Source organism: Deinococcus sp. KSM4-11, from assembly GCF_004801415.1.
Lineage (GTDB): Bacteria > Deinococcota > Deinococci > Deinococcales > Deinococcaceae > Deinococcus.
Window position 1 is genome coordinate 449,305 of sequence record NZ_SSNX01000003.1, and the last position, 24,859, is coordinate 474,163.

Below are 24,859 nucleotides of genomic sequence, written 5' to 3' on the forward strand. Positions count from 1 at the left end.
CGTATGCGCAGACGGACGTGGGCCGCCCTGGCGGGAGTCGCCACCCTGACGGTGATCCTGAGCGGGTGCAGCGAGATCCGGTACCTGTCGCAGGCGGCGGGCGGGCAACTTGACCTGCTGCGCCGGGCGCGGCCGGTGGCGGACGTGCTGGCCGATCCCACCACGCCCGCCGGAGTGCACCGCAAGTTGCAGCTCGCGGCCGACGTGCGCGCCTTCGCGGTCGCACCGACCAGCGCCGGCGGCCTGGGCCTGCCGGATCATGGCAGTTTCCTGAAGTACGTGGACGTGGGCCGCCCGTACGTGGTGTGGAACGTCTTCTCGGCGCCGGAATTCAGCGTGCAGCTCGACACGTCCTGCTTTCCCATCGCGGGCTGCGTGGGTTACCGGGGGTACTTCATGGAGGCGGCCGCGCAGGCGTACGCGCAGGAGCGCCGCGCGGCCGGGCGGGACGTGGACGTGGGGGGGGTCAGCGCCTACAGCACCCTGGGGTACCTCAAAGACCCGCTGCTCTCGACCATGCTGCTCTACCCGGACGCCACCTTGATCCGCACGGTGATCCACGAACTGTCGCACCCCAGCCTGTACGTCAAAGACGACACGGTCTTCAACGAGTCCTACGCCACCACCATCGAGGCCGAAGGCACCCGCCGCTGGCTGGCGGCACACGGCACGCCGGAACTCCGCGAGGCCGACCGGCTGGCCCAGGAACGCTCGGCGGGCTTCGAGGCGCTGCTGCTGACAGCCCGGCACGACCTGGAAGCCCTGTACGCACAGACCCTTCCAGAAGCCGAGGTGCGGACGCGCAAGGCCGCCATTCTCAGCGGCCTGAACGACCACTACGCGACCCTGAAGGCGCAGTGGGGCGGCTACGACGGGTACGATGCCTTCTTCGCGCGGGGCGTGAACAACGCCACCCTGGGCGCGGTGGCCGCCTACGCCACCCTGGTGCCGGCCTTCCAGGCGCTGCTCGCGCGGGTGGGGGGCGATATCTCCAACTTCATCGCGGCCGCCACACTCTGCTCTAGGCGGCCGGCGGGCGAGCGGGCCGCGTGCCTGCGGGGCAGCTGACCGTCAGACGCAGAACCACAGAACGCGGCCCGCTCCCCATCGAGGAGCGGGCCGCGCAGGTCGTGAGGCTCAGTCTTCCTTGGTGTCGCTCTCGGCTTCCACGGCGGCGGCCGCCTCGGCCTTGACCTCGTCCAGGCTGGCGTCGCCTTCCAGGACGGCCTCGGCAGCTTCCTCGGACAGTTCGCCAGCGGCGACCATGCCGGCCACCTGGGCGGCCTGCGTCTCGGCGGCGGCCTCATCGGCGCTCATGCGCGGCGGCAGCACGCTGATGACGACCAGATCGGCGTCACCGGCGAGCTTCACGCCTTCGGGCAGCTTGACCTGACCGGCGGTGACGTGGTCACCGATGTTCAGGCGCGTGACGTCCACGACGAGTTCCTGCGGAATGCGGCGCGGGCCGGGCGCGATGATCGCCAGGTTGTGCACGACGGTGTCGAGCAGGCCGCCCTGCACTTCGCCCTGGCTCTTGCCCTTGGTGTGCACCGGCACGGACACTTCAATGGGCTCGCCGTAGGTGACCATGTAGAAGTCCACGTGAATGGGCGTGCGCTTGCGCTTGTCCATCTGCACGGTCTTCACGAGCGCCGGGAAGGTCTCGCCGCCCTCGACGGTGATGTCGAACAGGCCGGTGGTGCTCTGGGTACGGAAGGCCCGGTCGAAGGCCTTGCGATCCAGGGCGAAGGACACGTTCTTGTCCTTGTTGTAGGCGACGGCGGGGATCATGCCTTCGGCCAGCTTCTGCCGGCTCGTGCGGGGCGTTGCGTTCAGTTCCATGTTCGTATCTCCTTGATTCTTCGCTGCCCTGCCCTCGCCGCGCGTCGGGCCGGGTGTGGTCCCGGGCCAGGGGGCGGGGGCGGACGTGCAACCGCAGCATCATAGCAAACCGTGACGCGGTGGTGGAAGAGGGCCCCTGCCCTCTGCTAAACTCCTGCGCGTTGTCGGGTAGTGCCCCCGCTGGCAGCAGGCGAGCGCGCCCGGACAGAACAAAGGAGACCACCATGATCAGCGTGACTGAACTGCGCAACGGCACCAAAGTAGAGATGGACGGCGGCCTGTGGGAGTGCCTGGACTACTCCCACCTGAAGATGGGCCGCGGCGGCGCGAAGGTCGTGACGAAATTCCGCAACATGGAATCCGGCTCGATCGTCGACCGCACCTTCAACAGCACGGAAAAGTTGCAGGACATCTATGTCGAGGGTAAGAAGATGCAGTATTTGTACAAGGACGGCGAGGACTTCGTGTTCATGGACATGGAGACCTTCGAGCAGGTGCACCTGAGCCCCGCCCTGGTCAGCGACGCCGCCAAGTACATGAAGGAAAACACCGAGGTCGACGTGGCCATGTACGGCGAGAAGGCTCTGAGCATCACCCTGCCGAACCAGGTGATTCTGAAGATCGTGGAGACGGATCCCGGCCTGCGCGGCGACACCGCTTCGGGCGGCACCAAGCCCGCCACGCTGGAAACGGGCGCGGTCGTGCAGGTGCCCCTGTTCGTCGAGCAGGACACCAGCGTGAAGGTCGACACCCGCACCGGCATGTACCTCAGCCGAGCCTAAGTTCCGCTGCGCGCCGCCCCAGGTTCTGCGACCGGGGCGGCGTTGCCGTGCCTGACCGCACCCGGAACTCAGGATTCGGACGGTACACTCGGTGCAGACAAACGCGCGTTAGGCACTCCGGGACACCGCGCCCGGCCCGGCGCGCGGCATGATGGAGCGCAGCAGCACAGGCACAATGCACAGTCCAACCCGGCGCACCCGTTTCGCCACCCCAGGAGGGGCCATGAACCCAGACGACCTCAAACAGATTCTCGCGGCACTGACGTCCGCCGACGTGCGCGAATTTGCCCTGCGCACCGGCAGCTTCGACCTGTCCCTGAAACGCGGCCCGCAGGCCGTGAACGCCGCCGTGACGGCCCCGAGTGGCCCGGCCGCCTTCCAGTCCCCCAGCGGCCCCACGCCGCAGGCCCTGGCCTCCAGCGCCGAGACCTCGGCTCCGGTCAGCGCCGAGCCCGCCGCCGTGGCGACCGTTGCCGCCGCCGCCGAGCCCACAGCCGCGGCCGCCCCAGCCGCCAGCAAGGGCACGCCCGTGAAAGCTCCCATCGTGGGCACCTTCTACGCCTCCAGCAGCCCCGATGCGCCGCCCTACGTGAAGGTCGGCGACACAGTCGCGGCCGGGCAGGTGCTGTGCATCATTGAGGCCATGAAGCTCATGAACGAGATCGAGGCCGAGCAGGGCGGCACCGTGCGCGAGATCCTGGTGAAGAACGCCGAGCCGGTCGAGTACGGGCAAACGCTGTTCATCATCGAGTGAGGGCCCTGGGCCGTGGGCTCTGACGTCTGAACTCCGTCGGTTCAGAACCCAGAACCCGCCGCCCGGAGCCTCCCTGTCGGAGGCAAGCATGTTCAAGAAGATCCTGATCGCCAACCGTGGCGAGATTGCCCTGCGCGTCATCCGGACGGCGCGGGAAATGGGCATCAAGACCGTCGTGGTGTACTCCACCGCCGACGAAAAGAGCCTGCCGGTGCTGCTCGCCGACGAATCCGTGTGCGTGGGGCCACCCGCCAGCAACCAGTCGTACCTGAACATCCCGAACATCCTCTCGGCCGCCCTGATGACCGGCGCCGAGGCGATCCACCCCGGATACGGCTTCATGGCCGAAAACCCGGACTTCGCGGAGATGTGCCGCGAGCACGGCATCGTGTTTATCGGCCCCACCCCAGAGAGCATGCGCGCCCTGGGCAGCAAGGCCGGCGGGCGCGACATCGCCGCCCAGAGCAGCGTGCCCGTCGTGCCCGGCACCGGCGTCCTCGACGACACCGATGCCGCGCTGCTAGCCGCCAAGCAGATCGGCTACCCCGTGCTCCTGAAGGCCAGCGCCGGGGGCGGCGGACGCGGCCAGAAGGTCATCCGCACGCAGGATGAGCTCGCCAAGGGCTTCGCGCAGGCGCAGGAGGAAGCCAAACTGTACTTCGGCGACCCGGCCCTGATCATGGAGAAGTTCCTGGAGGAGTTCCGCCACGTGGAAGTGCAGGTCATGGGCGACGGCACCGGGCATGTCATCCACATCGGGGAACGCGACTGCTCGATCCAGCGGCGCAACCAGAAACTGATCGAGGAAGCGCCCAGCACCCTGCCCGAGTCACTGCGCCAGGAGATCCTGAGCGCGGGCGTGCGCCTCGCGAAACACGTGAACTACGCCGGGGCAGGCACGCTGGAATTCATCCTCGACCGGGAAGGCAACTACTACTTCATGGAGATGAACACCCGCATCCAGGTCGAGCACTGCGTATCCGAAATGATCAGCAACCTCGACCTGGTGCGGATGCAGATCGAGATCGCCGCCGGTGAAGGCCTGAAGCTCCAGCAGGAGGACGTCGTGCTGCGCGGTCACGCCATCGAATGCCGCATCAACGCCGAGGATCCCGACAAGGACTTCCGCCCGGCCGCCGGCAAGATCGACGACGTGCACTTCGCGGGCGGCCCCGGCGTGCGCGTGGACACCCACACCTACAGCGGCTACTCGATCCCCCCGCACTACGACAGCCTGATCGGCAAGCTGATCGTGTGGCACGAGAACCGCGACAAGGCAATTGCCCGCATGAAACGCGCGCTGGAAGAGACCGTGATCCAGGGGCCGAAAACCACCATTCCCCTGTACGTGAAGATCATGGACAACCCCTTCTACAAACGCGGGGCCGTCATGACCAACTTCCTGAAAACGAGGATGGTCGCGCCTGAAGCGTAAATACGGAGACGTTAAGCGGCGCGTACCCTGGATGGGATGCGCCGCTTTCGTCTGTTCGAGGAGCCGACTGCCTCCCAGCCGAACATGTCGGAAGACACCTTGCAACTGCTCATCACCGTGCAGACGACGTGAGCGGCGAGCCGGAGCCCGCCGCCCTGATTGACCTGAATGCTTACTTGTCGAACTTGCCGTACCCGGCGGCGCTGCGGCGTGCGGCCCCACGGGCGTAGTCCATCTGCATCTCGACGGTCTCATGTTTGCCTTCGGTGAAGGTCGAGTCGTGAATCCAGTAGTTGAGTCTGTCGTCGCCGAGCTGCACCCAGAGTTTATGCTCGTCCTCGGGGTCGCGCCAGAAGGCGACGTGTTCGAAGTCGTTGGCCTGCGCCCACTGATCGATGTCCTTGAGGACGCGTTCGGCTTTGGGATGGGTCATGCGGAACTCGGCACCGTCGGTTTCGTTCAGGAACTTGATGTTAGCCATGGTGAGTGCAGCGTACGCCGTTTATGAAGGTGTCGGTTTTGGTTTGGCTGAACGTGTCTTGAACAAAGCACCCGGTTCAAAAAGTTGGAGCGCGCGTTCCGCTATGCTCGGGCGGCATGCCCGCATCCGACAGTCTGAAAGTTACGACCCTGAACGTGAATGGCATCCGCAGCGCGCTGCGCAAGGGACTGGTCGACTGGGCCGAGCGGGAAGCGCCGGACGTGCTGCTGCTGCAGGAGGTGCGGGCTGATCCTCACCCGGAGGCGCTGGCGCACCTGGGGTACGAGAGCGTGTGGTTCCCGGCGCGCAAGGCGGGGTACAGCGGCGTGGCGATCCTCGCGAGGGGTGGGCTGGAGGACATGCGGGCGGGCATGCTGCACGACGAGATGGACGCCGAGGGCCGCGTGATAAGTGCGGTGGTGCGTGGCGTGCGGTTCGTGAGCGTGTACCTGCCGAGCGGCAGCAGCGGCGAGGAGCGCCAGGGCTTCAAGGAGAGGATGCTGGGCGACTACCAGACCTGGGTGTCCGCACTGCTGGCGGAGGGACGGCCGGTGGTGCTGGGCGGGGATTACAACATCGCGCACCGCGAGATTGACCTGAAGAACTGGCGCAGCAACCAGAAGAATTCCGGGTTCCTGCCGCAGGAACGGGCGTGGATGACCGCGCACCTGGAGGCCGGGCTGGTGGACACGCACCGCGCTCACCTGGGCGACACCGCCGAGTACACGTGGTGGAGTAGCCGGGGCGGTGCGTACGACAAGAACGTGGGCTGGCGGATCGATTACCTGCTCGCGTCGGGTGTACCACTGCAGGGTGTCAGCGTGCATCGGGAAGCCCGGCTGAGCGACCACGCACCACTCAGCGGTCTGGTCACGCTGCCCTGAAAACGGCCCTGTCGGTGTGGATTCGTGATCAGGATACGCCCGCCTGGGGTGGTCGTCACGGTGCCGTCAGGTGCGCGTGTTATGCTGACCGTGCTGCCGGGTACAGGACAGCGCCCCCACACAGCCAGCCGGGCAGCGCGGGTGGGCGCGACCCGAGGAAGCGAACACCAAGTTCCCGTGAGCGGGATGCGTGCGGCACCAGGTGCCCGTCGGCCGAGCAAGCCCAGAAGGCCGGTGACCGCGTGCCAATCGAGGCTAAACCTCACGGGCGCGTCCTGAACGACCAGGTGCGTTGATGCCTAAGAAAAAACAGGATCCGGTGCTGGAGGCCAAGGCGCCCCGCACCCCATCCACCAAGACCGAGAACACCAGCTCAGGCCAGCGGCCCACAACGACTCCGGCGAAGGCCGAGGTGAAAGCCGCGCCCGCCCGCAAGACGCCCGCGAAGGCCACTACGCCGGCCACGACCAAGGCGACTCCGGCGAAAGAGACCACGACCACCCGCCGGAGCGCCGCCCCGGCCGCCCCTCCCAAGGCGACCGACGTGCCTGTGAAGGCCCCGGCCCGCTCCACGCGCAAGGCTGGGCTTCCCACGCCCGCCGTGAACCCGCCCGAGCCCGTCCTGGCCACAGCACCCGTGAAGACCACCCCCGCCCGCAAGGGCCGTCCCAGTGCGAAGCAGGCCGTCGCCCCAGACTTCGCCGAGGTTGTGCCTGTCGAGGCCCCGCCGATCCAGGCCGAACCCGCCGCTTCCGGCCCGGCGTCACCGGCCATGGTTCCCGCCACACGTCGGGGTCGCCCGAAGAAGGTGGTGGCTCCCGATCCAGTGCCCGTCACCCCTGAACCGGTCGAGGAGTCCGAGCAGGCCCCTGTTCTGGCACCCGCCGCGACCGCTCGCCGGGGAAGGAAGACACCCACGGTCGAACCGGTTGCCGCTGCTGCCGAGGTCGTGCAGGGGCCGGTCAGGCCCGTTCGGCGTGGGAAGAAAGACGGTCCGGCCACGTCCCTCCCGGTCGAGACGACGCCCGTGCCGCCAGCCGCAGCGGACGCCGCTCCTGCCGCCGGGCCGGAAGCGGACGAGCCGCTGATTCTGGAGGTGCCGAAGCGGCGTGGAGGCCGGGGCAAGCGCCCCCTGCCGGACGCCCCGCTGACGGAAGTGCTGGGCGGCGTGGAGGCTGTCCCGGCTGAGGCCGCTCCGGGCGCGGTGCAGGTCGTGGCCCGCGCGCACGTGCGGCCGCTGGTGGATCAGGCGGGCGACGATGGCGAGGAGTCTGCGCCACCCACGCCCGCCAGGCGCAAGGGACGGGGAAGCCCGGCAGCGGCCGAGGCCGTTCCCACCGCCGTGGAGGACGCCGGGAGCGACCCGGCCCGTGACCTGGTGATCGCGCAGCTTCGCAAGCTGGGCCGCCCGCTGCACGTCAAGGATCTGGAACGCACCTTCACGCGCCAGATGCTGGAACGCATCGGCGACTGGCGTGACCTGGAGCGCATGCTGGACGAACTGACCGAGGACGGTCAGGTGATCCGCACGCGCAAGAAGACCTATGGCCTGCCCGAGGCGATGAGCCTGGTCCGCGGTCGGTTCCAGGCATCGGCGGCGGGCTTCGGCTTCGTGGTGCCCGATTCGGGCGGCGATGATTTCTACATCCCGGCCGAGCAGACCCTCGAAGCGTGGAACGGTGACATCGTCCTGGTGCGCATGGAGGGTCGGGGCGACGTGGGCAACCGGGCCGGGCCGCGCCGGGGGCAGAAGGGCGACGGCAATCCGCGCGCCAGCGTGGTGCGGATCGTGCAGCGTGCGTACTCGCAGCTGGTGGGCACGCTGGAATTCCACCATGGGCACCCGATCCTGAAACCCGACGACCACCGCGCCCGGCACCGGATTCTGGTGCTGCCCGAGGGCCTGGAAGGGCTGGAGGCCGGGGCGCGCGTGGTCACGGAACTGTACTGGCCGGAGAACACCGGCGAGGATGAGGTCTTCGGGCAGGTCGTGCGCGTGCTAGGGGCCGAGGACGATCCCGCCACGGAGACCGAGGCCGTGATCGTGAAGTTCGGCCTGCGCGGCGCGTTCCCCCCCGAGGTGGAGGCGCAGGCGAACGCCATTCCCGCACAGATTCCCGCCGACGCCCTGGTGGGCCGCCTGGACCTACGGAGCTTCAACATCTTCACGGTGGATGGCCGTGACGCGAAGGATTTCGACGACGCCATCCATATCCAGCCCACGCCGGAAGGCACCTTCGTGGTGGGCGTGCACATCGCGGACGTGAGCCACTACGTGCAGGAGGGCACCCCTCTGGACGAGGAGGCGTATGCCCGCGCGACCAGCGTGTACCTGCCGGGCCGGGTGCTGCCCATGCTGCCCGAGCACCTCAGCAATGGCGTGTGCTCGCTGGTGCCGTACGAAGACCGCCTGACCATGACTGCGCTGGTCGAGCTGAGCGCCGAGGGGGAGATCCTGAAGGTGCAGCTCGCGCCCAGCGTGATCAACTCCAAGGCCCGGCTGACGTACGACGAGGTGCAGGCCTACTCGGAGGCGACCGCCACGCTGCCCGACGCGGCCCGCATGCTGGAAGGCGACCTGCACCTGCTGCTGAAGATCACGACCAAGCTGCGCCAGAAGCGCCTGCGCGAGGGCTCGCTGGACTTCAAGCTGCGCGAGGTCAAGGTCGATGTCGGCCCGGACGGCAGGATGGAACTCATCCCGATCCGCGAGGAGACGGCGCGCGGCATGATCGAGGATCTGATGCTGCTGGCCAACAAGGTCGTGGCCCGCTACCTGATCGAGCGCAGCGTGCCTGCCCTGTTCCGCATCCACGAGGAACCCACGCTGCAACGCTTCCAGGACGTCACGAACGCCATCGGGCGGCTGGGCTTCTCGTTCCCCGGTGGGCAGCCCACGCCGCAGGCGTACCAGGCGGTGCTCAAGCAGGTGCGCGGCACGAACCGCGAAAGCGTCGTGAACACGCTGCTGCTGCGCTCCATGCAGCAGGCGAAATACGCGGGCGAGAACCTCGGCCACTTCGGGCTGGCCTTCGGCGAGTACCTGCACTTCACGTCTCCCATCCGGCGGTACCCCGACCTGCTGGTTCACCGCGTGCTGCGCGGCGTCCTGAGCGGGGAACTGCGCGCGGGCAGCCGCGCCGTGGCGGACCTCCAGGCCGCGCTGCCCGGCATGGGCGACCACACCAGCGCCCGCGAGCGCACGGCCGCCGAGGCCGAACGCGACCTGACCAAGTACTACCAGGCCAAGTGGGCGCAGGAGCACCTGGGCGAGTCCTTCCCCGGCACCGTGAGCGGCGTGACCGCCAGCGGCCTGTACGTGGCGCTGGACAATGGTGTAGAGGGCAAACTGCACATCTCGCACCTGGACGACGATTACTACGTGTACCTGGAAGACGCGCAGATCCTGCGTGGCCGCAGCAAGGGCCGCAGCTACCGCCTGGGTGACCCCGTGAACGTCACCATTCAGACCGTGAAACCCCTGGCCCGTCAGACGGATCTGACGCTGGCCGACCCCACCGATCCCGCCTACAAGGAAGGGGTCATGCCGCAGGAGAACAGTATGGATTCACCCGTGAAAGTCCGCGCCCGCCGCCGTGAGGACCGCGAGCAGGAAAAACAGAAGCGCCTGGAGACCGTGCCGGTCAGTGAACCGCGCAAGTTCACGCTGGACGACCCGGAAGAGGGCCGCAGCGCCCTGGCCCCGGCCCGGCCGAGCACGCGCGAGCGCACCCAGACCGCGGCCCGTGGTGGCTCCCAGGGCCAGGGCAGCCGCCCACGAACCTTCGGCGGCGTGCCCGTCGATGCGGGAAGCCAGGGCGGAAGCCGTCAGGGTGGCCAGGGCACGGGCGGTGGGGCGCGCGGCGCGCGGCGGGTGGTCACGCTGGAACGCCCCCGCAACGAGCACCTGCGCCCCGTGAACATCACGGTGCAGCGCATGTACTTCGGTGACTGGACGCTGGACAACATGCCTCCCGAGGAGCCCCAGGGCGGCGGGCGCCAGGGTGGGGGCCGTCCGGATCGGCCCGGCGTGGAGCGCGGCCGGGGATACACGCGCGGCGGCAACGACCGGGGTGCCCACGAGCGCAGCGCAGGCGGACGCGGTGGCGCAGGCGCCGGTCGGGCAGGTGGCCAGCAGTCGACGCCCGCACCCCGCGCACAGGCAGCCAGCACCCCCGCTCCGGCCCAGGGCACGTCCGGCGATGACGCGGGCAAGCGCCGACGCCGCCGTCGGGGCCGCCGCAACGGGAATGGCGGCGGCGAGAGCTGAGCAGCAGACCAAAACAGGGCGGGGGGTGCGATCACCGCACCCCCCGCGTTCTTTTCTGAAGGGTTACGTGGTGCGGGTCACGCTGGCGAGCACGCCCCGGTACCCCTCGGCGCTGATCAGGCCCAGGCTCATGGCATGACTGGCGGCGTCCAGCGAATCGCTGGCCAGCACCAGATCCACGCCGGCCCGGCGCACCTCGTCCCGCAGGGCCAGGATGCCCGCGTCCAGGTGCGCCTCGCTCACATCGCGGATGTACACGCCCAGGATGCGCTGGGGCCAGCGGCGCACGACCTCCGCGTAGATCTCCGGATCCTTCTCGCCGCTGTCACCGATCAGCACAAAGGGCAGCTCCGGAAAGCGGGTCAGGAGGCGTTCGATCACGGCGTGCTTGTGGCTGCCGTGCCCGTTCAGCAGGCCCACGCCCCAGTTGCGCAGGAACAGTGGGCCCAGCGGAATATGGCGGTAACTGAGAAAGTGCAGCAGCAGATCGAAGAAGTTCCATGGACTGCTGGAGACGTAGAAGATCGGGTTGCGTTCCTGCTCGCTGTGGGTGAGGGCGCGGTAGAGCGCGCTGACGCCGGGAAAGGGCGAGCGGGTGCGGGCATTGCCCGTGAGCACCGTGAGCAGCATGCGCGGCACGCTGGTCACGTCCGACTGGATGACCGTGTCGTCGAGGTCGCTGATGATCCCGAACCGGGCCTGCGCGACGACCTGGACGCGGGCAGTCGCGCTGCCCTCGCGTGCGTCGAGACACAGCGCGGCCTCGTGCCAGCCGGGGCTCAGCGGCGCGGTCGGCGTGAAGGTCAGGGTGAAGTAGCCGTCGAAGTCGCTGACGCCGCGTGCCGGAAGGCCGTCCAGGGTGCCGGTCACGCCGATCCCACCGACCTCGCGGGAGAACAGGCGGCGCAGCGCGTTGCGGAAGTTGCGCCACCGGGGATCGCCGGTCTGCGGGGGGCGCATGGTGCGGGGCAGCAGCACCCGCCCCGATACCTCCACGCGGCTGGGGGTGCCCCAGCCCACATACGGCTGGAGCAGCAGTTTTCCGCGGGCCCGGCGGGGCTGCAGGAAGGCGCTGGCAGCCTGATCCAGGGCGCTGACGCCCCGCTCCAGCACTGGGGCCAGCGCGCGGAAGACTGACCTGACAGGGATCACGCGGGCAGTCTAGCGGGGCGCGGTGCCGGTCCGCCCGGACGACCAGCGCGATCCGCGTCCACAGGGAGACGCTCGAGTCACGTCGTTCCCCTCAGGGTGTTCGGTCGTGGGCGTACCGGCGGCGAATCAGCACCCGGCTGACGAGAAGGTCCGCGAGGCCCGGCAGGCGGCGGTCGAACCACAGGGCCACGCGGTACCCCTTCGGGACGACCACCTCGCGCCGGGGGCGCTCCAGCACGTCCGCGACCGCGCGGGCGACGACCTCGGGGCCGGGCATGGGCAGGCGGGCGCTGGCCGTCATCTCGCTCTTCACGAAGCCCGGCGAGACCAGACTGACGGTCACGCCGCTGCCCAGCAGTTCGCGCCGCAGGCCCAGCGAGAACCCCCGGATGCCGTACTTGCTCGCGGAGTACATGCCGTTGGTTGCCGCGCGGCCCGCGACCGAACCGATGTTCACGATGTGGCCGCCCCGCCGGGCCTGCATGGCCGGCAGCGCGAGCCGCACGAGTTCGATGGGCGCTTCCAGGTTCACGCGCAGCACCCGCAGCGGATCGGGGTCGTCCCACCACCAGCCCTTCTCGACGGTAATGCCGGCGTTGTTGATCAGCACGTCAACACGCCCGAACCGCTCCGTGGCCGCCGCGATCAGCGCCCGGCGGGAGGCGTCGTCGGTCACGTCGGTCGGCACGGCCAGCACCCGTTGGCCACCAGGGTCGAGGTCGCGGGCCAGCGCGTCCAGATCGGCGGCGCGGCGCGCGGCCAGCACGAGCGTATGCCCACGCGCCGCGAGTTCGTGGGCGGTGGCCCGCCCGATGCCGCTCGACGCGCCGGTCAGGACGACGACCTGCGGAGCGCGGGGAGAAGAGGCGGTGGTCATGACGTGATGGTATCCGCAAGCGCTCCTCAGGCGCCCGTCAGGCGGGAACGGCAGACTGCGGGGCAATGGATCCGCGACCTACTCCGCGCGCCCCGGGCCTGCGCCGCCTGCTGCTGGGCGGCGCGCTGCTGGGACTGGCCCTGACCGCCGCCACGCACGCCATCCGGTTCGTGCCCATTCCCGCGCTGCCGCCGGGCCAGACCGCGCCCGGCCCGGTTCGGCCCACCCTACCGGAGATTCCTCCCGTCTCACCCACGCCCGGCGCGTCGGACGTCCAGCCTCCGGCCCTGGCGCCGACCTCGGCCCAGTCCGTGCCAAGCGATCCCCTCTATCCCAGGCAGTGGGACTTGCCCGTGATCCGGCTGCCGCAGGCGTGGACGCTCGCGCCGGGTGGGCCGGTCACGGTGGCCGTCCTCGACACCGGATTCGTGAACAGCCCGGAACTGACGGGGCGGGTGGTGAACGGCTACGACTTCGTGAGCGACAAGGCCCGCTCCGGCGACGGCGACGGCCGCGACCCGGACGCCACGGGCATCGGGCCGTACGCGTACCACGCCGAGGTCGTGGCGAACATCGTTGCCGCCGGGCGGGACGGACAGGGTATGGTGGGCATCAACCCCAGGGCGAAGATCGTGCACATCCGCGTGGGCGGCACCGACGGCATGATCGACCCCACGGATCTGACCGATGCCATGAAATGGGCCGTCGGCATGAGCGTGCCCGGCGTGCCCACGAACCCGAATCCGGCGCGGCTGCTGAACCTCAGCCTGTACGCGGATTTCATTCCCCTGACCGGCTGCGACCCGCGCATCCAGGCGACCATCGACACGATTGCCGCCAAGGGCGCCCTGGTCATCGCCGGAGCCGCGAACGACGGCGCGGACGCGCGCGGGTACTCGCCCGCCGGGTGCCGGAACGTCCTGACGGTCACGAGCGTGTCGGCCGAGGGCACGCGGCCCGACTACGCGAACTGGGGCAGCAGCGTGACCCTGGCCGCGCCGGGCGGGGAACGCGGGCACGGCATCATCGCGAGTTCGGTCAGCGGGCCGGGCGGGGAACGCAGCCCGGACGGCACGAGTTTCGCCGCGCCGCACGCGACCGGCGTGGCCAGCCTGCTGCTGAGCGTGCGCCCTCACCTAAGTCCCGCCCTCTTGCGCTCATATCTGACGCGTTCGGCCACGCCCTTCCCGAACGGTGCGTGCGATCCTGTGCCGGCCCACACCTGCGGTCGGGGCACGCTGAACGCCGAGGCAGCCGTGAAGCTCGCGCTGGCGTCCAGCGTGGGCAAGTGAGGATCACGGTCAGGGCCGCGTCCGCCCGGTACCCTGGGCGCATGAAGGTACCGACATGAACGCGCCCGCGTGGCGGATCTGGCTGGTCACGGCGCTGGTCTGCGGGTGGGGCATCCTGACCATCCGCTTCTTCTACAAGGAGCAGTGGGTCATGGCTGGCCTGTGCCTGCTGCTCATGATCGTGAACGGCGTGACCCTGTGGCGGCTTACGAAGTACGGGAAGTAGCTCCCACCGCTCAGGTCGCCGCCACGCCGTGCAGAACGGCCCGCACCACGCCCGTGCGGGTCACGTCGCCGTGATCCTTGATGATGTCCGCGTGCAGGTTGTAGACCCTGCCGCCCTCGAAGGCCAGCGGCGTGTCGTCCTGCAGGGTGAGTTCCACCGCCCCCGCGTTCAGCGCACCGTTCCCGCCGAGGCCGCCGTAGCGGTCGTGTTCGTCTCCGATCCCGGCGGCGTCCTGCCCGGCCAGGGCGGAGGCCACGGCGTAGGCCAGCCCCACGGCCAGGTCGTGCCGGGTGTGCGTGACCAGCAGCGGGCCGCTCACCAGATGATCCGTGAGCACCGGCCGGAAGTAGCCCTCGGGCAGGTCGTCCTTGGCCTCCGCGAACGCGTAGTGGGAGAACGCCGCCTGGAGCAGGTTCAGTGACGTGATCACCAGGGGCGCGTCGCCGTCCGGGCCGCGCGCCGCCGAACTCACCAGCCGCCCGCCGAAACTGTGGCCGATCAGGTGCAGCTTCACGGCCGGGTTGGCGCTCCGCAGCGCCCGCAGCAGATCGCGCACGCCGGTGCGGCCGACCAGTCCGGCGCGGTCTTTCATCTCGTAGTAGGTGGTCACGTTCAGGAGGTTCCGGAACACCTGCAAGGCCCCGCTAAAGAGGCCAGCCGCGTGCCCCTCAGGACCCCCCGTGACCACACCCTGCACGTTCGTGGCGAGGCGTTCCCTCACGCGGTCGTCCGTGAGGTTCCTCTGCGGGATGGGCACCTCGTGCTGCTCGGTTTCGCTGGCGGCCAGGTGGGCCCTCACGGCGTTCAGGAAGTCCCGGCGCACGCTGCCCTTGTCTTCCAGCACCGCCAGGTTCCGCGCGAGTTCCTCCAGTGCGTCCGGGATGGGACTGCCGGTGACGCCCTGGAACAGTTCCTGCGCGGCCTCCAGATCCTCTTTCAATTTGGGCCGCAGATCCGCGCTGGCCGCGCCGCCTGGAATGAGTTCCGGTTCGGTGTACCGCATGGACGGCCACACGATCCCCACTGCGCCCAGCCGCCGCCCCTCGAACGCGGCCTTCAGCGGGCCGTCCAGCAGCGGGCGGGCGTTCGTCAGGAAGCGCGTGTACAGATCCATGGCGGCAGGAATGTTGTTGTTCCACCCGTGCGAGAACACCAGCACGTCCGTCAGGTTCTGCGAACGCACCATGTCCACGGCCGCCGCCCCCTCCTGCGGGTCGAGCGGCTCGCCCAGACGGCCGAACTGCACGGTCACGAACGGAATTCCGGCAATGTCCATGTCTTCCCCCACTGCGTCCGCGTTACACGGATTGAATGGCCCGCATCACGTCCACCATGCCCGCTCCCTGGAAATCCCGGTGCCGGCCCAGATCCGTGGCCGTGTCCTTCAGGATGCGTTTCACCGCGTCCGGCCGACCGATGTACTCGCGCTGCACCGACAGGAACGCCGCGACCGCCCCGGACACGTGTGGCGTGGCCATGCTGGTACCGCTGTCCTCGGCGTAATCGGCGTCCAGGCCCTTGGCCTGCATATCCGCGCGCTTCTTCCCAGCCGCGCACGACAGGATGCGCTCGCCCGGCGCGACCAGATCGGGCTTGAGCCGCCCGTCCCCGGTGGGCCCCTTCGAGGAGAAGTAAGATACGCCGTACGTGTGCGGCGCCTCACGGTGTGCCGAGCCCACCGTGATCGCCAGTTCCGCGTTCCCCGGATCGTTGATGGTCAGGGCGAGGCCCGTGGACACCGGGCCGAGCAGCTTGCTGGCGATCGTGCCGTAGCCGCTGTTCCCCGCCGCGACCACCACCACCACGCCGGTTCGTACCAGCCGGTCGACTTCCACGCACACCGGACTCTGCCCGCACGGAAACCACTCCGGATCGAAGGGGTACCCGATGCTGATGTTCACGCCGTGGATCTTGAGCTCCTTGCCGTAGCCGTTGCGCTGCTGCACGTCGGCCAGCGCGGCCATCAGGGTGCTCACCTCCCCCTCGCCCAGTTTGTCGAGCACCTTGTAGCTCACCAGCTTCGTGCGCGGCGCGATGCCGCTGATCCGCTCCAGCGGCAGCTCCCGGTACTCCACGTCCTCGCCCTCGCGGTACGCGATGCGGGCCACGAAGGGCAGCCGGAACGGCTCGGTCGGCGGGGACGGCGACGGCTGATCCGGCGTCCACTCCCCGCCGATCACGCCCGCCACGTGCGTGCCGTGCCCGAACTCGTCCACCAGCGGGTTCTGCGCGTTCGGATCGTCGTCGTCGAGCAGGCTGGTGTGCTGCAGGGGCGCGACCTCCAGGTTGCGGTGCCGTGCAAAGTGAGGGTGCGCGCCGTCGATCCCGGAATCCATGACCGCCCACACGATGTCCTGCCCGCCCGCCGCGAAGGCCACGCGCGCCGCCTCGGCCTTGATGGTCGCCCCCGTGCGGTGCAGTTTCGCCTTGATCGGAAAGTCCGGCCAGATCCGCTTGATCAGCCGCCCCGACTGCGCGTCCGGCAGGCTGTACGCCGACCGGGTTCCCTGCTCCAGATCCAGTTTCACCAGCTGGGTCAGCTGCGACCGCGTGAGCCGCACGAACACGTACTGCGGCATCAGCCTGCCCTTCGTGGCATTCACCCGCGCGCCGCCCAGCTGCTCCCGGATCAGGGTGGCCAGTGCCTCGTTGGTGTCCTGCACCAGCTCCGCCCGCGACAGGTTCAGGTCGATGATCACCGAGAACGGGTCTTCTACCTGAGGCGAGCCGGGCGCCCGGTTCTGCGCCAGCCAGTCCGCGAGGGCCGTGGAAATCACCGAACGATCTAGGATCTCCTGGGGAGTGCTGCACGGCACCTCCACCACCTGCTCCGCGCCCGGCGGCACCGCCCGCTGCCCACGCTGCTCAGGGGCCGCTGGAGCATCCACACCCTCTACCGGCGATCCCGAGTCCTCCGCTTCCGCTCCAGCCTGGGCCGGCTCAGTGGGCGCGGCTTCGACCAGCCGTCTGGCGGCGTCCTGCACCCCGTCCCGCCACGCCTTGCGCCGAACCAGACGGTCTGTCAGGGCCTTCAGGAAGCGTGGATCGTCCACCAGACGGTCGACCAGCCCATCCAGTTCCGGTGTGGATAGGAGCAGTTGCTCTTCCTCTGACATCATGACCCCCCCGAGCCTGAGCACAGTCGAAACGACCCCACCACAGTACAGGGCACGCCCCGCGCCGAACGTGCCTTCCGTGCGGGGCCGACTGACCGCCGCACGAGGTTCGGCGGGACGTGGACGACTCTACCCGCCCAGATGCGGCGCCATCACCTCGCCCGGCAGGCCCAGATCCGTGTCCGGCCCCGCCGGGTACGGGTGCCCCAGGACGCGGCCCATGGTGAGCATCTGGCCCTTGTGGTGGAACTCGTGCGTGATGGGGTGCATGACCAGCCACCGCTGCGTGACCTGCAGCACCTCATCCCGGAAGGCCAGGTCGAACAGGTCGTCCGGCGTGGTGAAGGCATCGAAGGCCCGCTCCATCACCGCGTCCACGCCTGCGAAGACCTCGCGCATGGTGGCCACGTCCGGTATCGCTTCTGAGTCCAGATGGGGGGTGTCCTTCAGCCCGCGCCGCGCCACCCACACGAGGTAACAGCCCGCGATGTGCGCCTGTACGTTCCGCAGGCTGCCGTACGCGAAGTCCGGGCGTTCCTGCGTGTACACGCCGTCCGGCAAGCTCTCGGCCCACGCGAACAGCCGCTCACGCGAGAACTTCACCCAGGAGTACAGCGTGCGGAGGTCATCGTTCATAGATGGATTGTAAGCAGCCAGAGCCGACCTTTCGGCATCAGCTTCGGCGGCCGCCGAAGAAGTCCTTGCGTTTGAGTTTCACCATGCGGCCGTCCGGATGGTGCCAGACGATGCCCTCCATGTCCGGCCTGGCTTCCAGGTACGCACGCAGGCTGACGTAATCGCGTGGAACATCGGCCAACCGTTCCGCACCGTGAGGAACGAGCCGGTGGGCCTGAAGACCTTCGGGATTGCCCTGCACTTTCGGGCCGATCAGTTCGTACGTCCCATCCGGCAGCGCCGCACCGGCCCAGGCTTCACGGTGGTAGATGTCGTCTTGGCCGTCCCCGACGGGCACCCAGCCGGGGTGATGCCCGGTGACCGGATCAGGTTCCTGCGCCGGTTCAAACCCGCCGGGAGGCGTGCGTCCTTTCTTCGCGTCGTAGCGTTTCCACAGCTCGCCGTTCCGGACAAGGCAACTGGTGCCGTCCCACTTGCGCGTGGCGACACCTTCACCGGCGGGCACCCATTCCGAGCCGGGCACGACCTCGTCTCGAACGAGGCGGTTCGTGTCGTAGTTGCGAACGTACAGGCTGAGAATCTTCCGCATATGTCCTCCTGGCCGAGCCTAGCTGCGATGGATAGGAAGGACATCCGCCATGTGGACAGTGCAAAACCCCCGCCACACGGACGGGGGTTCTTTTCAATTCGCTTTACAGCGAGATCAGGAAGGGGTCTTCCAGGCTTTCGCAGATGAAGCGCACGAACCTTGCCGCGTCGGCCCCGTCGATCAGGCGGTGGTCGTAGGTCAGACTCAGGGGCAGCATGTTGCGCGGCTCGAATTCGCCCTTCTCCTTGTTCCACACCGGTTCCAGGCCGCCGCGCGACACGCCCAGGATGGCGACCTCGGGGCTGTTCACAATCGGCGTGAAGGCGTGCCCGCCGATGCCGCCGAGGTTGCTGATGGTGAAGGTGGCGCCCTGCATCTCGTCGGGCTTGAGCTTGCGGTCGCGGGCCTTGGCGGCCAGATCCGAGAGGTCGAGCACGAGTTCCGTGATGCTCTTGCGGTCGGCGTCCTTGACCACCGGCACCAGCAGGCCCACGGGCGTATCCACGGCCACGCCGATGTTCACGTAGTCCTTGTAGACGACCTGCTGGGCGTTCAGGTCGAGGCTCGCGCCGAATTTGGGGAATTTGCGCAGGGCGTTCGCGACGACCTTCATCAGGATGTGCGTCATGGTCAGCTTGCCGCCGGCCTTCTCGACGCGCGCCCCGAAGCGCTTGCGCACCTCTTCCATCTGCGTCACGTCGGCCTTGTCGAAGTGCGTGACCATGGGAATGAGCGTGCTGGCGGTCATGGAGCGCACGGTGGCCTTGCGGATGCCGCTCATGTCCTCGCGGGTGATGCTGCCCCACTTCTCGAAGTTCGGCAGGGGCACAGCGGCCACGGCTGGAGCGGCGGCCTGACCGGCAGCGGTGGGCGCGGCGCTGGTCGCGGGCACGGTCGGGGTGCCTCCGGTGCGGCGGACGTCTTCCTCGCTGATCCGCCCGGCAATGCCGGTGCCGTGGACGGCGTGGATGTCCACCCCGATCTCGCGGGCCAGGCGGCGGATGCTGGGCGCGGCCGGAACGACGGTGCGGCCGTCGAAGGTCTGCGGGTTCTGCGTGCCCTGCGAGGTGGGGAACTGCGCTCTGGGCTGCTCGCCCCCGTTTGCGGCAGCGGCGGGTTGAGCGGGCGTGGGTTGTTGCGCCGGAGCCGAAACGGCGGGAGCGGCCGCCGGGGCCGGGGCGCTGCTGGCCCCTCCTGACGCGCCGAGCGTGGCAATGACCCCGCCGACCTTCACGGTGTCCCCGACCTTCACGGCCACGCTCTGCACGGTGCCGCTGGCGTTCGACGGGACTTCCACGACCGCCTTGTCCGTCTCGATCTCGATGACGGGCTGGCCCTCGCTGACCGTGTCGCCTTCCTTGACGAGCACGGTCACGACGGTGCCCTGCTCGATGTTATCGCCCACGTCCGGCAGGGTGATCTGCGCGCCGCCACTCGCGGGAGCGCTCGCGGCCGAACCAGCGGGCGCGGGCGTTCCGGCCTGCTCCTTCTGGGCGGCCTGCTGCTGCTGCGCGACCTCGTTCGCCTGCCCGGCGTTGCTAGACGTGGCGCTGCTCTCCGCCTGCGCGGCCTCGTTCCCGCCACCCTGGCTGGGGGCGGCGGCAGGGACGCCTGCTGCGGGGCTGCTGGCGTCGGCGCCGAGCGTGGCAATGACGCCGCCGACCTTCACGGTATCGCCCACCTTCACGCTCACGGACTCGACGGTGCCGCCCGCCTCGGCCGGCACCTCCACGACCGCCTTGTCCGTCTCGATCTCGATGATCGGGTCGCCGGCCTTCACGGTGTCGCCCGGGTTCACGAGCACGGTCACGACCGTTCCCTGCTCGATGTTGTCGCCCACGTCGGGCAGTTTCAGTTCAGTGGCCATGGGAGGCTCCTTTCAGGATGCAGAAGGCTAGAGGGGGGCGGCAAGGCGGGCGTGAGCACAGGCGGCTGGTCGGCCGCCCGCCCGGAGGGGTCAGCGCAGCACCGGCGCGTCGCGCTCCGGATCAATGCCCAGATCCGTGATGGCCTTGGCGACGATGTCGCCCTTGATCTTGCCGTCGCGCTGGAGGGCGTACAGGGTGGCGAGAACGACGTGCTTGGTATCGACCTCGAAGAAGTCGCGGAGTTCCTCGCGGGCCTCCGAGCGGCCGAAGCCGTCCGTGCCGAGCGTCCACAGCTTGCGGTCGAGGTGCCCGTTCAGGCCGTCCGCGCCGAGTTTCATGTAGTCGCTGACGCTGATGAGGACGCCGGGGGCGTTGTCCCTGGACAGCTGCCCGGCCACGTAGGACACGCGGGGCTCCTCGGTGGGGTGAAGCATGTTGTGCCGCTGGGTCAGCAGGGCGTCCTGGTGGAGTTCCTTGTAGCTGGTCACGCTCCACAGGTCGGCGGCGACCCCGTAGTCCTCCAGCCGCTTCACGGCCTCCTGCGCCGCGCCCATGGCGGGGCCGCTGGCGAGGAGCTGCGCGCGGAGTTTGCCCTTGCCCTGGCTCTTCTGGTAGCGGTACATGCCGCGCACGATGCCCTCGCGGATCTCCTCGTGGCTGCGGCCATCATTCGGCATGGCCGGCTGCACCTCGTTCTCGTTGTCCACCGTGACGTAGTAGAACTCGTCGATCCCGTCCACGTACATGCGCTGGATGCCGCTCTCGACGATGACCGCCAGCTCGTAGGCGAAGGCCGGGTCGTAGGTCTTGAGGTTCGGCACCACGTACGCCTGCAGGTGGCTGTTGCCGTCCTGGTGCTGCAAACCCTCGCCCGCCAGGGTGGTGCGCCCGGCGGTGGCGCCCAGGATGAAGCCGCGCGCCCGCTGGTCGGCGGCGGCCCAGACGAGGTCACCGACCCGCTGCATGCCGAACATGGAGTACAGCACGAAGAAGGGGATGGTGGGCACGCCGTGGTGCGCGTACGCGGTGCCGGCGGCAATCCATGACGCCATCGCGCCGTCCTCGGTGATGCCCTCCTCGAGCATCTGGCCGTTGACGCTTTCCTTGTAGGCCATCAGGCTGCCGGAATCGACGGGCGTGTACGTCTGGCCGCGCGGGCTGTAGATGCCGATGCGGGGCACCAGGGCGTCCATGCCGAAGGTACGCGCCTCGTCCGGCACGATGGGCACGATGTACTTGCCGATCTCCTTGTCGCGCAGCAGCTTGCTGATGATCTGCACGGCGGCCATGGTGGTGCTCACCGTCCGGTCACCGCTGCCCTTGGCGAACTCCTCGTAGAACTCGCCGTTGGGAATGGTGGGGTGCGGGTACTCGACCTTTCGGGCGGGAATGGTGCCGCCCAGCGCCGCGCGGCGTTCCAGGGTGTACTTCACCTCGGGGCTGTCCGGGCCGGGATGGTAGTACTCCATGTGCTCGACCTGATCGTCGGTCAGCGGAAGCTCCAGCAGGTCGCGCAGATCCTTCAGGGTGCTGAAGTCCAGCTTCTTCACCTGGTGGGCCACGTTGCGGGCCTGCGCGCTCTCGCCGAGGCCGTAGCCCTTGATGGTGCGCGGGATGATGATGGTCGGGCTGCCCTTGTGCTCGGTGGCGGCCTTGTACGCGGCGTAGATCTTGTTGATGTCGTGGCCGCCGCGGTTCAGCAGTTCCAGCTCGGCGTCGCTCCAGCCGTCGATCAGGGCCTTGAGTTCCGGCGTGTTGAAGAACTTCTCGCGCAGCTCCTTGCCGCCGAAGGCCGCGTAGCGCTGCGACTCGCCGTCCACCAGCAGCTCGAAGCGTTTGACGATGGTGCCGTTGTAGTCCTTCTGGAGCAGTTCGTCCCACTTGCTGTCCCAGATGACCTTGATGACGTTCCAGCCCGCACCCCGGAACAGCGCCTCGAACTCCTGAATGACCTTGCTGTTCGCGCGCACCGGGCCGTCGAGGCGCTGGAGGTTGGCGTTCAGCACGAAGATCAGGTTGTCGAGGTTCTCGTACGCCGCAAAACGGATCGCGCCGATGCTCTGCGGCTCGTCCATCTCGCCGTCGCCCAGGAAGGCCCAGACCTTGGCATCGCCCTTGGGCTTCAGCTCGCGGTTTTCCAGGTACTTGATGAAGCGCGCCTGGTAGATCGCCTGGATGGGGCCGAGGCCCATGCTGACGGTCGGGAACTCCCAGTAGTCGGGCATCAGCCACGGGTGGGGGTAGCTGCTCAGGCCCGCGCCGTCCGGCTGGAGTTCGCGGCGGAAGCGGTTCATGCGCGCCTCGTCGAAGCGGCCCTCCAGGAAGGAGCGGGCGTATACGCCGGGGCTGGCGTGGCCCTGGTAGAAGATTAGGTCGCGGTCCTGCCCGGCCCCGTGCCCACGGAAGAAGTGGTTGAAACCGACCTCCAGCAGCTCGGCCGCGCTGGCGTAGGTGCTGAGGTGACCGCCGATCCCGTCCGACTTCTTGTTGGCCTTGATGACCATGACCACGGCGTTCCAGCGGATGATGTTGCGGATCTTGCGCTCGATCTCGGCGTCGCCGGGGTACGCGGGCTGCTGGTCGGCGTCGATGGTGTTGATGTACGGCGTGTTCTGCTTGAAGGTGATGGGCGCGCCATGGAAATACGCGTAGTGGTCGAGTTCTTCCAGCAGCTCCGCCGCGCGGTTGTCGCCGGCGTCGGCAAAGACGTAGGCCAGGGAGTCGAGCCATTCCTTCTTCTCGACCTCGTTGAGCTGCTGCCGTTCCTGGGCGTTCATGCCGGCGCGGGGCGGCCTGTTCGGCGGAGATGTGGTCATGCGAGCAGTCTAGGCCCACGCATTGCCCACTTCCAACAGGGAATTCTTCGGTGATTCACCATGAGTGGTGGTGAATGCAGCAGGCGTTCAGGGCCTGACGGTCAACTCTTCCGTCACTTTTGGTACCAGCCTCACTGAGAAGGCAACCGGAAAGCGCGTGACAACCGGGCTTGTTCTCGGCCGCTGTGTCCGAACCGAGGGCATCCGGTCATACTTCAACGGTTCGTGGCGGGCAGTCCAGCGGTATGGTGCCCACCCCAGCCGGTAAGCTCGTCCTGTGCCTGTTCTCTCGACACGGCGTCTGGTTCTGCTGCCCCTGTCCCGTGACATGATCCGGCGGCGGCTCGAAACCGACACGTTCACGCTGAACGCGGTGACTCCCCAAGGGCCACTGACCATACAGTTCAGTCCAGAGTGGCCGGGGGTTCGACTGGGCCTGTTTCCGCACCTGCTCCGCCAGATGAAGGCACAGGGGCTGGCAGCCGATCCTGGGGACTTCTGTGTGGTGCTGCGGGAGACCGGAGACGTCGTGGGACAGATCGGGGCAAAAGCCCCGCCCGACGCGGCTGGAGCACAGGAAATCGGTTATGGGTTCAATCCATCGTGCTGGGGGAAGGGCTACGCCACCGAAGCCGTGGGCGCCCTGGTGGCGCACCTTCTGACGCAGCCACACGTCCGGAGCGTCACGGCCCAGACCGCCCTGACCAATCGCCCCAGCGAGCGTGTCCTAGAAAAACTGGGGTTCACGCGCATCGGCTCAAGCCGGGACGCCCGACATGGTGAATTGACCGTGTGGCAGCAGACGTCTGAACCCAGCCCATCGCCTTCAGAATGGCCGTGAGCACGGCGTAAGCCGACGATCACAGGACAGCGGGAACACGGTCACCCTCCGGGCCCTTCCACCGCCCTCATGCCACCACATCCCGCTCCGGCCATGCGACGAGCACCACTCCGGCCACGATCACTGCCAGCGCGGCCCACCCGAGCGGCCCGACCGTCTCGCCGCCAACCACAACGCCCAGCAGGATCGCCACGACCGGGTTCACGTACGCGTAACTGGTCGCCAGCGCCGGACGCGCGTGCGACACGAGGTAGGTGTACGCCGAGTACGCCAGCACCCCGCCGAAGACGACCAGATAGGCGAGCGCCCACACGCTGCCGGGCGTGGGCGTGCTCCAGCGCTCGCGGAACACCACGCTCAGGACGGTCAGCACCACTCCCCCGGTCAGCATCTGTGCGGCGCTGTTCATCAGGCCGGTGGGCAGCGGCAGGTGGCGTGACCACTGGCTGCCGAAGGTCCAGCACAGCGGCGCGAGCAGGAGCAGCACGGCCGCCGTGGGCGTGGCCCGCAGTTCCCCGAGGTTCAGCAGCACGATCCCCACGAGGCCCACGCCAATGCCCAGCCACTCGCGCCGGCCGGTCTTCTCGCCCCACAGCGAGGCGAAGACGGCGGCGAACAGCGGGGACACCGCGATCATCAGGGCCGCGATGCTGGAACTCGCATCACGCTCGGCCAGGGTCACGAAGCCGGTGCCGCCGCCCAGCAGCAGCGTGCCGATCACGGCGCTCCAGCCCCACTCCCGCCGGGTCGGGGCGGCCATCCCGCGCAGCCGCAGCACGCCGTACAGCAGCGCGCCCGCCAGCAGGAAGCGCAGGCCCAGCATGCCCAGCGGCGGCAGCGATCCGATGGCGACCTTGATGGCGAAGTACGTGCTGCCCCACACCAGATACACCACGCCCAGCGCGATCAGAACGGCGGTGCTCACGGCAGGGAGGGCGGCAGTGCGGGCAGACATGACGGCCATCCTACGCGCGCCGCCCGGCGCTGCTACCGTGGAC

20 protein-coding genes are annotated in these 24,859 nt (G+C 68.6%); 9 read left to right on the forward strand and 11 right to left on the reverse strand.

Annotated features, from left to right (window positions below; genetic code table 11):
- Nucleotides 1-3: 3 nt before the first annotated feature.
- Complete coding sequence (locus E7T09_RS12060) at nucleotides 4-1,068, forward strand: aminopeptidase (protein WP_136389417.1); 1,065 nt, start codon at nucleotides 4-6, stop codon at nucleotides 1,066-1,068.
- Nucleotides 1,069-1,137: 69 nt separating this feature from the next.
- On the opposite strand, the gene E7T09_RS12065 is transcribed toward E7T09_RS12060, so the two are convergent.
- Nucleotides 1,138-1,842, reverse strand: a complete 705-nt coding sequence (locus tag E7T09_RS12065) for a 50S ribosomal protein L25/general stress protein Ctc (protein ID WP_136389418.1) — start codon at nucleotides 1,840-1,842, stop codon at nucleotides 1,138-1,140.
- A gap of 224 nt (nucleotides 1,843-2,066) precedes the next feature.
- Here E7T09_RS12065 and efp point away from each other — a divergent pair, with 224 nt between their 5' ends.
- The 3 genes from efp (at nucleotide 2,067) to accC (ending at nucleotide 4,813) form a co-directional block, all read left to right on the forward strand.
- Nucleotides 2,067-2,624, forward strand: coding sequence for an elongation factor P (gene efp, locus E7T09_RS12070; protein ID WP_136389419.1), 558 nt, complete (start codon nucleotides 2,067-2,069; stop codon nucleotides 2,622-2,624).
- A gap of 223 nt (nucleotides 2,625-2,847) precedes the next feature.
- Nucleotides 2,848-3,378, forward strand: a complete 531-nt coding sequence (accB, locus tag E7T09_RS12075) for an acetyl-CoA carboxylase biotin carboxyl carrier protein (RefSeq protein WP_136389420.1) — start codon at nucleotides 2,848-2,850, stop codon at nucleotides 3,376-3,378.
- Nucleotides 3,379-3,466: 88 nt separating this feature from the next.
- Complete coding sequence (accC, locus tag E7T09_RS12080; RefSeq protein WP_136389421.1) at nucleotides 3,467-4,813, forward strand: acetyl-CoA carboxylase biotin carboxylase subunit; 1,347 nt, start codon at nucleotides 3,467-3,469, stop codon at nucleotides 4,811-4,813.
- Nucleotides 4,814-4,985: 172 nt separating this feature from the next.
- Here accC and E7T09_RS12085 read toward each other — a convergent pair whose 3' ends face one another.
- Nucleotides 4,986-5,294, reverse strand: a complete 309-nt coding sequence (locus E7T09_RS12085) for a hypothetical protein (protein ID WP_136389422.1) — start codon at nucleotides 5,292-5,294, stop codon at nucleotides 4,986-4,988.
- Between the two features lie 116 nt (nucleotides 5,295-5,410).
- Between E7T09_RS12085 and E7T09_RS12090 the strand changes: the two genes are divergently transcribed.
- The gene (locus E7T09_RS12090; protein ID WP_136389423.1) at nucleotides 5,411-6,178 is read left to right on the forward strand and encodes an exodeoxyribonuclease III; all 768 of its coding nucleotides are present in this window, start codon (nucleotides 5,411-5,413) and stop codon (nucleotides 6,176-6,178) included.
- Nucleotides 6,179-6,473: 295 nt separating this feature from the next.
- The gene (gene rnr / locus E7T09_RS12095; protein WP_168734820.1) at nucleotides 6,474-10,448 is read left to right on the forward strand and encodes a ribonuclease R; all 3,975 of its coding nucleotides are present in this window, start codon (nucleotides 6,474-6,476) and stop codon (nucleotides 10,446-10,448) included.
- Between the two features lie 63 nt (nucleotides 10,449-10,511).
- On the opposite strand, the gene E7T09_RS12100 is transcribed toward rnr, so the two are convergent.
- Nucleotides 10,512-11,600 (reverse strand): App1 family protein, encoded by a 1,089-nt coding sequence (locus E7T09_RS12100; RefSeq protein ID WP_136389424.1) that lies wholly within the window; start codon nucleotides 11,598-11,600, stop codon nucleotides 10,512-10,514.
- A 91-nt stretch (nucleotides 11,601-11,691) separates the two neighbouring features.
- Complete coding sequence (locus E7T09_RS12105) at nucleotides 11,692-12,477, reverse strand: SDR family oxidoreductase (RefSeq protein ID WP_136389425.1); 786 nt, start codon at nucleotides 12,475-12,477, stop codon at nucleotides 11,692-11,694.
- A gap of 65 nt (nucleotides 12,478-12,542) precedes the next feature.
- On the opposite strand from E7T09_RS12105, the gene E7T09_RS12110 reads away from it, so the two are divergent.
- Together E7T09_RS12110 and E7T09_RS21910 are read left to right on the forward strand one after the other, a co-directional pair.
- On the forward strand, nucleotides 12,543-13,769 hold the full coding sequence (locus E7T09_RS12110) for a S8 family serine peptidase (protein WP_136389426.1): 1,227 nt from the start codon (nucleotides 12,543-12,545) through the stop codon (nucleotides 13,767-13,769).
- A 55-nt stretch (nucleotides 13,770-13,824) separates the two neighbouring features.
- Nucleotides 13,825-13,995 carry a hypothetical protein gene (locus tag E7T09_RS21910; RefSeq protein ID WP_168734821.1) on the forward strand — a complete coding sequence of 57 codons (171 nt, stop codon included), beginning with the start codon at nucleotides 13,825-13,827 and terminating at the stop codon, nucleotides 13,993-13,995.
- Nucleotides 13,996-14,005: 10 nt separating this feature from the next.
- Here E7T09_RS21910 and E7T09_RS12115 read toward each other — a convergent pair whose 3' ends face one another.
- The 6 genes from E7T09_RS12115 to aceE all read right to left on the reverse strand — a co-directional run bounded on the left by E7T09_RS12115 (nucleotide 14,006) and on the right by aceE (nucleotide 23,020).
- Complete coding sequence (locus tag E7T09_RS12115) at nucleotides 14,006-15,271, reverse strand: hypothetical protein (RefSeq protein WP_136389427.1); 1,266 nt, start codon at nucleotides 15,269-15,271, stop codon at nucleotides 14,006-14,008.
- Nucleotides 15,272-15,293: 22 nt separating this feature from the next.
- Nucleotides 15,294-17,114 carry a S8 family peptidase gene (locus E7T09_RS12120; protein ID WP_136389428.1) on the reverse strand — a complete coding sequence of 607 codons (1,821 nt, stop codon included), beginning with the start codon at nucleotides 17,112-17,114 and terminating at the stop codon, nucleotides 15,294-15,296.
- Nucleotides 17,115-17,240: 126 nt separating this feature from the next.
- A complete protein-coding gene (locus E7T09_RS12125) occupies nucleotides 17,241-17,747 on the reverse strand; it encodes a DinB family protein (RefSeq protein ID WP_136389429.1) in 507 nt (168 codons plus the stop codon).
- A gap of 37 nt (nucleotides 17,748-17,784) precedes the next feature.
- Nucleotides 17,785-18,336: a DUF5565 family protein gene (locus tag E7T09_RS12130; protein WP_136389430.1), complete on the reverse strand. Its 552-nt coding sequence runs from the start codon at nucleotides 18,334-18,336 to the stop codon at nucleotides 17,785-17,787.
- A gap of 103 nt (nucleotides 18,337-18,439) precedes the next feature.
- The gene (gene aceF, locus E7T09_RS12135; RefSeq protein ID WP_136389431.1) at nucleotides 18,440-20,203 is read right to left on the reverse strand and encodes a dihydrolipoyllysine-residue acetyltransferase; all 1,764 of its coding nucleotides are present in this window, start codon (nucleotides 20,201-20,203) and stop codon (nucleotides 18,440-18,442) included.
- A gap of 90 nt (nucleotides 20,204-20,293) precedes the next feature.
- Nucleotides 20,294-23,020 (reverse strand): pyruvate dehydrogenase (acetyl-transferring), homodimeric type, encoded by a 2,727-nt coding sequence (gene aceE, locus E7T09_RS12140; protein WP_136389432.1) that lies wholly within the window; start codon nucleotides 23,018-23,020, stop codon nucleotides 20,294-20,296.
- Between the two features lie 277 nt (nucleotides 23,021-23,297).
- On the opposite strand from aceE, the gene E7T09_RS12145 reads away from it, so the two are divergent.
- Nucleotides 23,298-23,861, forward strand: coding sequence for a GNAT family N-acetyltransferase (locus tag E7T09_RS12145; RefSeq protein ID WP_136389433.1), 564 nt, complete (start codon nucleotides 23,298-23,300; stop codon nucleotides 23,859-23,861).
- Nucleotides 23,862-23,928: 67 nt separating this feature from the next.
- Here the strand turns inward: E7T09_RS12145 and yedA are convergent, their stop codons facing one another.
- Entirely contained in the window at nucleotides 23,929-24,816 is an 888-nt protein-coding gene (gene yedA, locus E7T09_RS12150; protein ID WP_240741757.1) for a drug/metabolite exporter YedA, read from the reverse strand.
- Between the last annotated feature and the right edge of the window lie 43 nt (nucleotides 24,817-24,859).